Source organism: Moraxella caprae DSM 19149, assembly GCF_000426885.1.
GTDB lineage: Bacteria > Pseudomonadota > Gammaproteobacteria > Pseudomonadales > Moraxellaceae > Moraxella > Moraxella caprae.
On the sequence record NZ_AUGF01000018.1, the window covers coordinates 24,023 to 37,757 of the forward strand.

Genomic DNA, 13,735 nt, shown 5'->3' on the forward strand with positions numbered 1-13,735 from the left:
CAGATTTAGACTTGTGTGTGATAAAACCCCTTGATTGGGGTTTTGTCGTTGCTTGATTTTGCCCCTATTTGGTTTTTGCTTACCCTTATCCATCCCTAACCGCCCAGCCAGAGCTTGCTATGTTATCTCGTTATACCGTGTTTTTTGTGGCATGTGCCTTACCACTCTTATTTGCCCATCAGATTGCCCCGAGCATAGCTCATGAGCTAGATTTTTGGCTGTTGTGGGTGATTGCCATGCTCGTGGTGGGTCTGCCCGTGTTATTTGCCGAGCTTGCCCTATCTGCTCGCAGTGGCGACGGTGTGTGGCTTGGCATGCAAAAGCTTACCCGTGAAGCCGATGCCAAGATGACATGGCGAGCCTTTGCAGGGCTGTCGGTGTTGGTCTCACTACTCATTAGTGCGACCATGACCGCACGCATTGGGGCAGGACTTCATCAGCACCTACCCCAGCTCAACCTTAGTGTGCCAAGCATTGGGCTTAGTGCAGGGGCGATGATAGTGGCACTCATCCTAAGCCTGCTCAAAACTCGTCTACTTGGGGTCGGAGTCATCATCGTCATCATCGGTGGGCTTATCTCGCTCTTTGATGGCGGCCTAGCTAGCGGTGTGAGTGTGCCAACCATCACATCTGTATCGCTTGGCGAGTGGGCAAGGGCGGTCTCTTTGGCATTACTCTCGGTGGGCGTGGGTACAGGTCTGTACTGGTTCTTGGGCGTGGACATGACCCGACAAGTCGTGGATAAGAACAACAAAAAGCCCTTATCGGGATTGATATTGCCCATCTGGCTTACTCAGCTTGTGTTTGGGGCGTTTGCTCTGATGGTCGGCAGTGCCTTTGTCACGCCAACATCCTTTGCCGTGACGAGTATGGGCATGCTGTTCATCGCCAGTTTCTTGGTGTACTATGCCATCAGTCAGCTCAAAATCCGCTTTGGACTCATCAAGGGCGTATCTGCTGGTATCGTGCTTGCCATGCTGTTATCTACCCTACCTGCCAACATCGCCCTAATGGCACTGGTCGTCATCAGTCTCTTGGCGGTCGTTATCTTGGCGGTGTTCTCTGGCTTTGTGATGAAAATCAGCCATTTACGCAAAACTTTTAACTTTAAAAGTGAAGGGCGTTATAACATCTGGCGAGTATTGGTGCGTATTGGCGTACCACTTGCCATCATCATCGCACTCATCGGCTGGGTCGGGCAATGGCTACAATAAACATCGCTTTGGCGTATGCAGACGCGGACAGGCACTACTATCACGAACTTATCCTGCCCCACGGAACAACCCTATACCAAGCCCTAGCCCATGCAGGCTGGCTGAGTCTGCCGACTTTTATCGACTTTGGGGCGTGGTGCGACACGCACATGACTGCCGACCCTAGCCACAAGGCGTGGTATGTCGGCATATATAGCCAAAAAAAACGCCTAGACACGGTGCTATCAGATGGTGATAGGGTGGAGATTTATCGCCCCTTATCCTACGACCCGATGGCACGACGCAAATCCAAATCCAAAGTTCGCCTAAAAAAGCTCGGCTATCGCCCGTTATAGCTTTTACGGATAATAATTTTAAAAACCACATAAAAAATCAGGCAAAGCACTCCACTTTGCCTGATTTTTTATCCAGCTTACTAGGGTGTACTTGCCCTTTGTATTTGCAATGAAAAATGCCTGTTTAAAAAAGCAGGGGAATCGCACATTTTTCAAGGAAAAAACAAAGGCTGTGAGTTTTCTATCAGTCAAGTTTTTGACGATGAAAAACAATTGATTTATTTGTAAAATATTTTTAAATTACAAATTGTGTTATAAAGGGCAGGCACGCCCTAATTACTGATTTCTTCTTGGCAGTGACTCACGCCCTGCGATACGCACCACACGCCCATTTTCAAAAAAGATAGACAGGTACTGACTGGCGTTTTTGATGTCTTTTTTGCCCGCTCGCTTGCCGTCTGTGCCTGCGGTGTAGTCGTACAGATAGTCAAAGCGGTTCGGATTTAGCGTGTCTTTCATGGCAGGGCTACCAAGCAGATAAGTCACTTGGTCAGCGGTCATGCCCACTTGCACCTGCGATGCCTGAGCGGACGTGATGGGCGTGCCTTGGGGCAAATCAATGGTATACACACGAAACACCGAACAGCCTGACAATGCCAATGTGCCGACCAGTGCCAACGCCATGAATTTAGGGGCAAATGTTTGCGATAGGGTCATCATATACTCTCATCTTTATAAATAATCGCCATATTAAACGCAAGTGCGAAAATATGCAAGTTTTTTATAACGCCCTACCCCCAAAAGCCGACTACCCAAAGCTTACAAAATATGCTATGCTCACGATGATTCTACCGCCTGTTAATATCATCATGTCCGATTTTTCACACGACTTTTTGCACGATTTTGCCACCATTGACCCGTCCGCCCCTTGGCTTGCCCCGTATTTGCCCATTCATCAGGCATTTGCCGACCGCCCTGCCCTGCCACTGTTTGAGTGGTTAAATGGCTATTTTGCTGACAATCATATTGCCCTAAAAAATTACCAAAACTGCCCCCTAGCCTTTACCCACCAAAACGACCTAGAACACGGCACAGCGTACGAAACCCACATCGGGCAACACCACAAAATTCCAACCCGTGATAACCTGCACGACTGGTTTGGGGCGTGCGTGTGGTCAGTTTTTCCCCATACCAAATCGCTATTGAACGCCAAACATCTCGCCCACATGGGCGACAACCACACCGCCAATGCTCGCAACCGTGTGCGAGATACCATTACCGTATTTGATGAAAATGGGGCGATACTTGTTGTCGCCGATGATGAGATTGGTCATAAAATTGCGACAGGATTACAAAATTTTGATTGGCAAACGTGCTTGGTGGATAACCGTCAATATTGGGCGGATTATCATGATAATAACGATAACGACAAAAAAGCCAAAGTCTTTATATTCGGTCATGCATTATTGGAGCAACTCATCAGCCCCTACAAATCCTTATGCAGTCATACCGTGATTATCAAAGTTCATTCGTCATTTTTTAAAAAATCACTCAACGAGCAATTAGCCATGTTGGATAATCACTTATCCGATTATTTAAATAACTTTTTAAAAGATGATATTACCCCACGCCAATTAAATCCCTTGCCGATATTGGGCGTGCCGTATTTTTGGAATAATGCCAACCCTGCCTTTTATGATGACCCTTTTGTATTTAGAGCAGGGCGGAGAAAATAGCTTTTTAAAATAAATTTAAAATAAAACCACTTTATAAAAACCCAATCATTTATCACACTCATATAACCATGTTGGAAAAAACCATGTATAAAATTGCCTTGATTGTACATTTATTTGGAGCCAGCATTTGGGTGGGTGGGCATTTATACCTGCTTATCCGCCTAATGCCCAATTTTATCCGCCAAAATGACGTGGCAGGATTTTTAGCCTTTGAAAAAAGCTATGAACCCTTGGGCATGACCGCCCTTGCCGTGCAAGTGGTAACAGGCTTTTATATGCTAACAACCCTGCTACCCCCAGCACTTTGGGGGCAAAACATGGGCATGCTGACCGCCCTTGTGCATGGTAAATTAACATGGCTTATCTTGACGATACTTACCGCCTTGCACGCCCGTTTTCGGGTGGTTAAAAAGCTAGAAAGTGGCATGCATTCTGCCAATACATTAAAAGTCATGGGTGTTCACGTGTTACTTATCTGCGTGTGGAGCGTGGCATTTGTCATCAATGGGGCTTTTTTCCGTTTTGGGTGATATTTTTATAAACAATTATCATTTGTAAAATCACGCCCCATCTTGTCTCACATCTTTTTGACATCATCATGACAATCAACCGTTTACCCTTAATATTTCTCAAAAATTTCTGTAAATTTATCAAAGTTTAGCGTATAATAGATAGAATCTTCATGCCCAATTTGGGCAAGAGAACGATTGTTAGGACGTGTTAAACGTGATGATGTTGCCAGTCATAGACAGTGATTTGTTTTGATTTGTCGAGTCTTATTCATCTAAATTTTAATTAACACGCCCTAAACGTTCATCAAAACAGGTAGCCAGTCGCCACTGTAACTACAAGCATTAACGTGTTGTTAAGGAGTTTAAGGTCAGCGTTAAAGCTCTCGTGTGTACCAACAGGAGTCTGGTATGGTCATTTCACTCAGAGTGAGTATCCGCTTATGATTACCATAAAAAAGGGGTTGGACTTGCCTATCACAGGCGAGCCAACCAAAGAAATTAGCGAGCACACACCTACTCATGTCGCCCTTATCGGTTATGATTATATCGGTATGCGTCCGACCATGCACGTCAAGGAAGGCGATATAGTCGCCAAAGGACAGGTGGTGTTTGAAGACAAAAAGCGTCTGGGGGTCAAATACACCGCCCCCGTCTCAGGTAAGGTCATCGCCATCAACCGTGGCGAGCGACGTGTGTTTGAGAGCCTCGTCATTAAAGTTGCCCAAGGCGATGAGATTGGCTTTAAAACCCACGCCAAAGACAGCCTTGCCAAGCTATCTCGTGAAGAAGTGATATCACAGCTCAATGACGCTGGCGAATGGACAGCGTTTCGCACCCGTCCTTTTAGCCGTACCCCTGAACTTGACAGCACGCCGTCAGCGATTTTTGTTACCGCAACCGACACCAACCCCCTAAGTGCCGACCCTGCTGATATTATCAATGCCAATATTGATGATTTTAACAGTGGTCTTGCCGTCATCTCTGTCCTATCGCCAAAAACGCTTGTTTGTCATGGCAAAACCGCCCCAACCAAAGCCACCAATGTTTCAGGTAGTGTTGAATATCACGGTTTTGACGGCGTTCATCCTGCTGGTAACGCAGGCACACACATTCACTTTTTGCACCCCTTAGCTCGTGGCGTAACCGTGTGGACAATCGGTTATCAAGACGTGATTGCCATTGGTAAGCTCTTTACCACAGGTAAGATTCACACCGAACGCACCATTAGCCTAGCTGGTACGGTCGTCAAAAACCCACGCCTTATCAAAACCACTCGTGGGGCGGATTTGAACGCTTTAACCCATGGCGAGCTAAATGGCGATGACAACCGTATCATCTCAGGGTCGGTGCTGTCAGGTCGTAAGGCAAGCGGTGCGGTGGCGTATCTTGGACGTTTTCACAATCAAGTCTCGGTGCTGGTCGAAGGTCGTGAACGCCCTGCCATGCACTTTTTTACCTTAGGTGCCAACCGTTTTTCAACGCTACCGATTTATATTTCTCAATTTTTTAAAGGCAAAAAATACGCCTTTACCACAAGTACCAACGGCTCACCCCGTGCCATGGTGCCAATCGGTTCGTTTGAAACCGTCATGCCCCAAGACTACCTACCCACTCAGCTACTTCGCTCGCTCATCGTAGGCGACATCGTCGAAGCGGTGGAGCTTGGTGCGTTAGAGCTTGACGAAGAAGACTTGGCACTTTGCACCTTTGTATCGCCCGGTAAATATGAGTTTGGCGATATTTTGCGTGATAACTTGACCCGTATTGAGCAGGAAGGCTAAACGATGAAATTTATTCACAATATCTTTGACCGTATGGAGCCGTCCTTTGCCAAAGGCGGTAAATACGAAAAATACTATGCTGTTTTTGAGATGTTTGACACATTTTTTCGTCAGCCAAGCTCACAAACATACAGCGCCTCCCACGTCCGTGATGGTATCGACCTAAAACGGATGATGATTACCGTGTGGCTCTGTACTTTTCCTGTCATGTTTTGGGGAATGTACAATGTCGGCTTTCAAGCCTTGAGTGCCATACAGCATTTTGGCATTGACCCAACAGGCTGGCGTACTGTCATCACAGACATGGTCGGCTATGACCCAAATAGCATTCTTGCTTGTATAGTCTATGGGGCGATGCAGTTTTTGCCCATTTATATCGTCACCTTTGCGGTCGGTATCTTGTGGGAGATTATCTTTGCCGTGGTGCGTGGACACGAAGTAAACGAAGGCTTTTTCGTTACGTCTGTCCTATTTGCCCTATCGCTACCGCCTGACATTCCGCTTTGGCAAGTTGCCCTAGGCATCAGCTTTGGTGTGGTCGTGGCAAAAGAAGTCTTTGGTGGTACGGGCAAGAACTTTCTTAACCCCGCGTTGGCAGGTCGTGCGTTCTTGTACTTTGCCTACCCTGCCTATATGTCAGGCGATGCGGTGTGGACGGCCGTTAAAGGTCTAAACAACGTGGACGGTTATAGCGGTGCAACCCCTCTAGGTCAAGCTGCCTCAGGTGTGCCGTCTAATGCCTTTGTGGACGCTTATGGCAATACCATTTCTTGGGGTCAAGCCTTTTTGGGCAACATGCAAGGCTCTATCGGCGAAGTCTCAACCCTTGCCATTCTTATCGGTGGCGCGGTGCTCATGTACACCAAAATTGCCAGCTGGCGTGTGATTGCAGGGGCGGTCATCGGTCTTGTGGTAACTGCCTTTATCTTTAATATGATTGGTTCTGAGACCAACCCAATGATGAGCCTTGCCCCCCATTGGCATTTGGTCATCGGTGGCTTTATGTTTGGTGCGGTCTTTATGGCAACAGACCCAGTATCAGCTGCCCACACCAACACAGGTCGCTGGTGCTATGGCTTACTCATCGGCTTTATGACGGTTGCCATTCGTGTGGCAAACCCTGCTTTCCCAGAAGGTATCATGCTTGCCATTTTGTTTGCCAACTTATTTGCACCGCTATTTGACTACTTTGTCAAACAAGCCAACATCAAACGTCAAACAGCACGGAGACTAGCTCATGTCAGCCAAAAATAGTAACGTTACAACCCTTGTAACCGCTTTGGTGCTGTGCCTTGTCTGTTCGGTCATGGTGTCAGCCGTTGCGGTGGGTCTAAAACCCAAGCAAACTGCCAACAGCACCCTAGATTTTAACAAAAACGTCCTTATCGCCGCAGGCAGATTTGACCCAAATACTGAGTCAAATTCTGTTGTGGCAGAACGCTTTAAAGAGTTTGAAGTTCATCTTGTCAATCTAGAAACTGGCAAATTTGCCACCGAAGAAGAAGCTACCCAAGCAGGTATCACAGACGTGGCAAACTATGACATTGCCAAAGCCGCTCGCACCCCTGCTCTTAGCACACCACTTGAAAACGACATTGCTGCCATTGGTGGTAAGCCAAAATTCGGTAAAGCCTATGTCGCCAAAAACGCAAGCGGTGAGATTGAGACGCTCGTTCTGCCTTTTCATGGAGCGGGTCTGTGGGGTCAAATCTATGGACTGCTTACCCTTGATAAGGACTTTAACACCATTAAAGGCGTAAACTTCTATCAGCACAAAGAAACCCCCGGTCTGGGTTCTCGTATCACCGAAGAGCCTTGGCGTGCCCAATGGCATGACAAAAAAGCCCATGATGACAACGGCAACGTGCTTATGGGTGTTGCCAAGGCAGGTACTGCCAAACCTACCGAAGTCAACGGCATTAGCGGTGCTACCCTAACAGGTCGTGGCGTGCATAACATGGTTCAGTTTTGGCTGGGCAAAGACGGTTATCAGCCGTTTTTAGACAACCTAAAAGCTGGCACAGCTGGCGGTAAAGGAGCATAATCATGGCGGATACCAAAAAGATTTTAACCACGCCGATTTTTAATAACAACCCCATTGCCCTGCAAATCCTTGGTATTTGTTCGGCATTGGCGGTTACCACGAGCGTGCAAAACGCCCTTGTCATGTGTATTGCACTCACGCTCGTTACGGCATTTTCTAGCTTTTTTATCTCAATCATTCGTAACAATATCCCGTCATCGATTCGTATCATCGTACAAATGGTCGTGATTGCGTCATTAGTTATTGTGGTTGAACAAATCCTAAAAGCAGTCGCCTATGACACCGCCAAATCGTTAGGTGCGTTCATCGGTCTTATCATCACCAACTGTATCGTTATGGGTCGTGCCGAAGCCTACGCAATGAGCAACCCACCAATCCCAAGTTTTATTGACGGTATTGGTAACGGCTTGGGCTACTCAACCGTACTGATTTTTGTGGCAAGTATCCGTGAAATCATCGGTAACGGTAGCTGGTTTGGCATTCAGCTTTTAGAAAAAGCCACAGACGGCGGTTGGTATATCCCGAACGGCTTGCTGTTGTTGCCACCGTCATCGTTCTTTGTCATCGCTCTGTTCATCGCCATTGTGCGTTACTGGAAACCTGAGCAACAAGAACCTGCGGAGTTTGTCATCGCACCAAATTCTAAGGGAGGGGCACACTAATGGGACACTATATCAGTTTATTCATCACGTCCGTATTCATTGAAAACATGGCTCTTGCCTTTTTCTTGGGTATGTGTACGTTCATCGCTGTCTCCAAAAAAGTCTCAACCGCCATCGGTCTGGGCGTTGCGGTCGTTGTTGTTATGGCGGTTACTGTTCCGCTAAACAACCTGCTTTACCAATTCCTACTAAAAGACGGGGCATTGGCGTGGGCAGGCATGCCAAATACCGATCTGTCTTTCTTGGGACTACTTAGCTATATCGCTCTGATTGCGGCAACCGTCCAAATCTTAGAGATGTTTTTGGACAAATTCATGCCAGCACTCTACAACGCCCTAGGCGTATTCTTGCCACTTATCACGGTAAACTGTGCGATCATGGGTGGCGTGCTATTTATGGTAGAACGTGATTACAACTTTGGTGAATCTATCGTCTATGGCGTGGGTTCTGGCTTTGGTTGGGCATTGGCGATTACGGCATTGGCAGGACTTCGTGAGAAGCTCAAATACTCAGACGTACCCGCCCCCCTTCGTGGTCTTGGCATTACCTTTATCACTGTCGGACTGATGTCGCTTGGCTTTATGTCATTCGGCGGTATGAGCTTATAAGGAGAAACCATGTTTGGTACAGCAATCAGTGGTGTCATCATGTTTACCGCCATCATCATGGGTTTGGTGGTGGTCATCTTGGTGGCACGCTCACGCCTTGTCAGCTCAGGCAAGGTAACAATTAACATTAACGACAATCCCGACAACAACGTAACAACCGCCGCAGGTGGCAAGCTCTTGCAGACCCTTGCAGGCGAAGGCATTTTCTTGTCGTCAGCCTGTGGTGGCGGTGGTACTTGCGGTCAATGTCGTTGTAAAGTATTGGACGGTGGTGGTTCTATCCTACCCACCGAAGAAGGTCATTTTACCCAAGGCGAGATTCGTAAAGGTATGCGTTTGGCGTGTCAAGTTGCCGTCAAGCAAGACATGAAAATCGAGATTGACCCTGAATTTTTTGATGTTAAAAAATGGGAATGTGAGGTTATCTCTAATGATAACGTGGCAACGTTCATTAAAGAGCTTACCCTTAAAATCCCTGAGGGCGAAGTCGTACCTTTCCGTGCAGGTGGCTATGTACAGCTAGAAGCCCCACCGCACGAAGTGCATTATAAAGACTTTGACATTGCCAAAGAATACCACGAAGACTGGGACAACTTTAACCTATGGCGTTATACGTCCAAGGTTGATGAGCCTGTGATTCGTGCCTACTCTATGGCAAACTACCCTGAAGAAAAGGGCATCATCAAGTTTAACATTCGTATCGCAAGCCCACCACCACGAGGCCCTGACAATATCCCACCTGGTAAAATGTCATCGTATGTATTTAGCCTAAAACCAGGGGATAAGATTACCGTGTCTGGTCCTTATGGTGAGTTCTTTGCCAAAGACACCAAGGCCGAAATGGTATTCATTGGGGGCGGTGCAGGTATGGCTCCCATGCGTTCGCACATCTTTGACCAGCTAAAACGCCTAAAATCCGACCGCAAAATCAGCTTTTGGTACGGTGCCAGAAGTAAGCGTGAAATGTTCTATGTGGAAGATTATGACGGTCTGGCCGCTGAGTTTGACAACTTTGAATGGCATGTCGCCCTATCCGACCCACAACCTGAGGATAACTGGGAAGGCTATACAGGCTTTATTCACAACGTTCTGTATGAAAACTACCTAAAAGACCACCCTGCCCCAGAAGACTGTGAATTCTACATGTGTGGACCTCCTGTCATGAACGCCGCCGTCATCAAAATGCTCAAAGACTTGGGCGTAGAAGATGAAAACATCTTGCTTGATGACTTTGGTGGTTAATCGCCAACCTTGGCAAAAAATCCGCTCTGCATGGGGCGGATTTTTTGATAAATGATAAATAATAATGACAACTCATTAAGGCTGTAAGAAACTCAAGAGTTATTTACGCTTTGTCTAAAATAAATGGCTCTGGTTCAAAAAGTATGCTACAAGGAAAACCGTTCGTGGTGAGCCTGTCGAACCATGACGGTCTTCCTACCCTTCGACAGGCTCAGGGCGAACGGAAAACCTAATTTGGCATACTTTTTAGACTACTACCAAATAAATTTCTAACCACTCATAAAGCGTAAAAGTCAAAGTTTTTCCTGTAATCTCATCTTTCTGACTTAAAGATAAATGGAGTTTAGTCGTATTATAGAAATTAAGAATCTTATTTTCTTGCTTTGTGTGGTCACTGCTTGCAAATTCACCTTTGTCATGCCACATTTGCATGAGTACACTCAACCCCTTGCAAATAAAGCCTTACAACTCAATTTTAACTACAAAAAAGGCTTAGCCCTATTATACAGACTAAGCCTTTGATTTTTAAAGGAATATTTGGTGCAAACGGAGGGACTTGAACCCTCACGCCGTGAAGCACTACCCCCTCAAGATAGCGTGTCTACCAATTCCACCACGTTCGCAAGTGGTGTGCATTATAGCCGAAGCCATCGCCATTTTCAAGCATTTTTTGCAAAAGATAGGGGTATATCTCGCCCAAAATGCACTTCGACGGTAAGTTTTGGCACGTCCCCCAACACGTCTTGGCACACGTTCATGATATGCTCGGCGGTGAGCCATTCTACCGTACCGCCCTCTTGGGCGGTGGCGTTCTTGACAAGCAGAGCCGACCCCAGTATCGCCACACGCCTTAGCCCTTTATATCGCATGAGTTCATAAACGTGTGGTTTTAGGGCAGTCAGGGAGCGAGTGAGCATTCGCACACTGATGGGCTGTTCGGGGAATTTTTGGATGACAAGACTACCGACATACTCCGCCCCACCCATCTGCACGCCAAGCCCCGTGGTCTGCTTAGAGATACGAAACACCATCGCATCGCCCAGCGACAGCTCGCCCCCGATTGCCTTTTTTTGGTAATGCTCGTAGTTGTCGGCATACAAGCCTTTGCACCGTGCGATGACAGGGTGGGCAATGTTACCGTCTGTACTAACGGGCATGATGAGCATCTGAGCCTTAGACTGCAAAAACGGCTCATGACTGGCAAAAATCACAACGCACCGCCTGATACAGGGTAAACCTGCTCGCTGTCGGGATTCTCATTATCGCTTTTTTCATCAGCAGACGGCTTGGTATTGTCATGCTCATCGACTAGGGCGTCATGAATGACAAAGGGGTTGATGTTACATAATTGGCACATAATTTTTCACATATAGATGAAGAACTTTAAAATTACCGCAAATTTATGATGTGTAGTATCATCAAGGGCGTGTGCAACACGCCCCTACAAAGCCTGTGGTAAATATTAAGTTTGTTAGGTATAAATATCAATAAACCCTACTTATTATAATGCCAAACACCAAAAATACCAATGCCCACCCACAATAATGATATAATGCCCTTTTTATGATACCCAACAAAATAGGCAATCATGACCCACCAGTTACCCAAATTCGAGCAAACCCAAACACCCATTACCCTACACATCACCGCCCTAACCCATGACGGACGTGGCATCGCAACCTATGACGACACGCATGGCGACAAATCGGGCAAAAAAGTCTTCATAAGCCACGCCCTACCCACCGAGACGGTAACGGCACATCTTACCAAATCCAAAAAAAGCTATGATGAAGCCGACTGCTCGGGCGTTCTGACCCCAAGCCCTCACCGCACCGCTCCCATTTGTCCGCATTTTGGGGTGTGTGGTGGTTGTACCCTGCAACATCTTAACGTGGACAAGCAGATTCGGCACAAACAGTCTGTCCTACAAAACCACCTTACCAAATCAGGCATTACCCCTGCCACGTGGCTGCCGCCAATCGTGGGCGACAGAACGCATTATCGCACCAAAGCTCGTCTGGGCGTGCGTTATCTGCCCAAGACAGGCAGACTCATTGTAGGCTTTCGTGAGCGGGCAAGCAATTTTTTGACAGACATTGACACTTGTCCGATTTTGGATCAGCGTGTGGGCGATAAATTAGATGACTTAAAACAGCTTTTAAAAACGCTAAAAGTCAAGGACAGCATTACCCACCTAGAAATTGCCGTGGGCGAGAGTGTGGACAAAGAAATGGGCAACTTGCCAAGCGTGGCTCTTATCGTCCGCCACACTAAGCCAATCAACAAAGCCGACACCGCCAAACTTATCCATTTTGGCAAATTGGCAAATTGGCAAATCTATTTACAGCCCAAAGGGGTAGATAGCATTTATCGCATTGACAGCACCGACAAGGCGATACTACCCATGAGCCACACCACACCCCCGACAGGCGGACTGTTTTATCATTTGCCTGAATTTAATTTGACCTTACAAAGTAGCCCTACCGACTTTACGCAGGTTAATTTATCCGTCAATCGGCAAATGGTAAATCTTGCCTGTCGGCTCCTTGATTTAAAACAAGGCGAGCGGGTGCTGGATTTGTTTTGTGGGCTGGGTAACTTTTCGCTGGCTCTTGCCAAATGCGTGGGGGATATGGGCAAAGTCATTGGCGTGGAGGGTGGTCGTGATATGGTCATGCGCGCTAAGATGAATACCAAAGACAACAGACTTACCAACACCGAATTTTTCACCCAAGACCTAACCCAAGATTTTTCAGGCAAGCCGTGGGTAGGACAGGTGGATGCCCTACTCATCGACCCGCCACGCACAGGGGCGTGGGAGGTTATGGATTATCTGGGGCGATTTAACACCCGCCGTATCGTCTATGTCTCATGCGACCCTGCCACGCTCGCCCGAGATAGCGTCCGCCTTGCCGAGCAGGGCTATCGGGCGACTCATGCAGGGATCATGGATATGTTTTGTCATACGGGGCATGTTGAGAGTATTGTGCGGTTTGAAAAGATGTTCTAAATCCATTAAATCTCTTTCCAAACTAAAAAATAAATCCTTATAAACACTGGGTTTGAAGCTTTTAAAAATCTATAAAAATCGGGGTTTGAAAAGAAGTCTATTAAAACAACAAACCCATCATCTATCAGATGATGGTTTTTGGATGTGGTACATGCTAATTATTTGCTTAGCTTTTGGCTAATCTCACGCAGTAGCAATACTTCTTCTGATGGCTCGGCAGGAGCTTCTGGCTCTGCTTCGGCTTGTCTACGCATTTTGTTCATACCTTTGACTAGCATAAATACAATGAACGCCAAAATGATAAAGTTAATCAAAATGGTAATGAAGTTACCATATGCAAGTACGGGTACGCCCGCCTCTTTTAGAGCGACATAAGTCATCGCTGTACCCTCTGGCACTTCGGCAAGTGGGATAAGCATGTTGCTAAATCCACATCACCAATAACGGCAGAGATGACAGGCATAATCACATCATCAACCAGTGAGGTGGTAATCTTACCAAACGCCCCACCGATGATGACACCAACTGCCAAATCCATCACATTGCCTTTACGGCAAATTCTTTAAATTCTTGGATAATACTCATAATAATCTCAACACTTAAAGAATATAAAAAATAATTCTTATTCTCATACTCTAACAAAATTTGGGG

14 protein-coding genes, 1 tRNA gene and 1 pseudogene are annotated in these 13,735 nt (G+C 46.7%); 11 read left to right on the forward strand and 5 right to left on the reverse strand.

All coding sequences use genetic code 11. The features are described 5' to 3' along the window. The first annotated feature begins 68 nt into the window (after positions 1-68). Both K941_RS0106655 and K941_RS14990 read left to right on the forward strand, forming a co-directional pair. Entirely contained in the window at positions 69-1,214 is a 1,146-nt protein-coding gene (locus tag K941_RS0106655) for a hypothetical protein (RefSeq protein WP_228130377.1), read from the forward strand. Next, on the forward strand, positions 1,202-1,549 hold the full coding sequence (locus K941_RS14990; protein WP_051225931.1) for an RnfH family protein: 348 nt from the start codon (positions 1,202-1,204) through the stop codon (positions 1,547-1,549). Before K941_RS0106655 ends, K941_RS14990 begins: the two co-directional genes overlap by 13 nt. Before the next feature lie 276 nt (positions 1,550-1,825). Here the strand turns inward: K941_RS14990 and K941_RS0106665 are convergent, their stop codons facing one another. Next, positions 1,826-2,173 (reverse strand): outer membrane protein assembly factor BamE, encoded by a 348-nt coding sequence (locus K941_RS0106665; RefSeq protein WP_112742774.1) that lies wholly within the window; start codon positions 2,171-2,173, stop codon positions 1,826-1,828. 86 nt (positions 2,174-2,259) lie between these two features. Here K941_RS0106665 and K941_RS0106670 point away from each other — a divergent pair, with 86 nt between their 5' ends. The 8 genes from K941_RS0106670 (at position 2,260) to nqrF (ending at position 10,074) form a co-directional block, all read left to right on the forward strand. After that, positions 2,260-3,225 carry a DUF3025 domain-containing protein gene (locus K941_RS0106670; RefSeq protein ID WP_228130379.1) on the forward strand — a complete coding sequence of 322 codons (966 nt, stop codon included), beginning with the start codon at positions 2,260-2,262 and terminating at the stop codon, positions 3,223-3,225. Between the two features lie 83 nt (positions 3,226-3,308). After that, entirely contained in the window at positions 3,309-3,755 is a 447-nt protein-coding gene (locus K941_RS0106675) for a hypothetical protein (protein ID WP_029103008.1), read from the forward strand. A gap of 422 nt (positions 3,756-4,177) precedes the next feature. Then, positions 4,178-5,518, forward strand: a complete 1,341-nt coding sequence (locus K941_RS0106680) for a Na(+)-translocating NADH-quinone reductase subunit A (RefSeq protein ID WP_029103009.1) — start codon at positions 4,178-4,180, stop codon at positions 5,516-5,518. 3 nt (positions 5,519-5,521) lie between these two features. After that, positions 5,522-6,772 (forward strand): NADH:ubiquinone reductase (Na(+)-transporting) subunit B, encoded by a 1,251-nt coding sequence (locus K941_RS0106685; RefSeq protein WP_029103010.1) that lies wholly within the window; start codon positions 5,522-5,524, stop codon positions 6,770-6,772. Further along, on the forward strand, positions 6,756-7,562 hold the full coding sequence (locus K941_RS0106690; protein WP_029103011.1) for a Na(+)-translocating NADH-quinone reductase subunit C: 807 nt from the start codon (positions 6,756-6,758) through the stop codon (positions 7,560-7,562). The genes K941_RS0106685 and K941_RS0106690 overlap by 17 nt, the downstream gene beginning before the upstream one ends. Positions 7,563-7,564: 2 nt before the next feature. Then, the gene (locus tag K941_RS0106695) at positions 7,565-8,224 is read left to right on the forward strand and encodes an NADH:ubiquinone reductase (Na(+)-transporting) subunit D (protein WP_029103012.1); all 660 of its coding nucleotides are present in this window, start codon (positions 7,565-7,567) and stop codon (positions 8,222-8,224) included. Further along, positions 8,224-8,832, forward strand: coding sequence for an NADH:ubiquinone reductase (Na(+)-transporting) subunit E (gene nqrE / locus K941_RS0106700; protein ID WP_029103013.1), 609 nt, complete (start codon positions 8,224-8,226; stop codon positions 8,830-8,832). Before K941_RS0106695 ends, nqrE begins: the two co-directional genes overlap by 1 nt. 9 nt (positions 8,833-8,841) lie before the next feature. Beyond that, a complete protein-coding gene (nqrF, locus tag K941_RS0106705) occupies positions 8,842-10,074 on the forward strand; it encodes an NADH:ubiquinone reductase (Na(+)-transporting) subunit F (protein WP_029103014.1) in 1,233 nt (410 codons plus the stop codon). 538 nt (positions 10,075-10,612) lie between these two features. Here the strand turns inward: nqrF and K941_RS0106715 are convergent. From K941_RS0106715 to K941_RS17080, 3 genes are all read right to left on the reverse strand, one after another. Beyond that, positions 10,613-10,697: transfer RNA gene (locus tag K941_RS0106715), tRNA-Leu, on the reverse strand. A 36-nt stretch (positions 10,698-10,733) separates the two neighbouring features. Continuing rightward, positions 10,734-11,285, reverse strand: coding sequence for a hypothetical protein (locus tag K941_RS0106720; protein WP_029103016.1), 552 nt, complete (start codon positions 11,283-11,285; stop codon positions 10,734-10,736). Continuing rightward, positions 11,282-11,431 carry a hypothetical protein gene (locus K941_RS17080; protein ID WP_156892308.1) on the reverse strand — a complete coding sequence of 50 codons (150 nt, stop codon included), beginning with the start codon at positions 11,429-11,431 and terminating at the stop codon, positions 11,282-11,284. Before K941_RS17080 ends, K941_RS0106720 begins: the two co-directional genes overlap by 4 nt. A 231-nt stretch (positions 11,432-11,662) precedes the next feature. On the opposite strand from K941_RS17080, the gene rlmD reads away from it, so the two are divergent. Continuing rightward, on the forward strand, positions 11,663-13,084 hold the full coding sequence (gene rlmD, locus K941_RS14995; protein ID WP_051225932.1) for a 23S rRNA (uracil(1939)-C(5))-methyltransferase RlmD: 1,422 nt from the start codon (positions 11,663-11,665) through the stop codon (positions 13,082-13,084). A gap of 158 nt (positions 13,085-13,242) precedes the next feature. Here the strand turns inward: rlmD and mscL are convergent. Continuing rightward, positions 13,243-13,669, reverse strand: a pseudogene (gene mscL, locus K941_RS15000) (large conductance mechanosensitive channel protein MscL). Between the last annotated feature and the right edge of the window lie 66 nt (positions 13,670-13,735).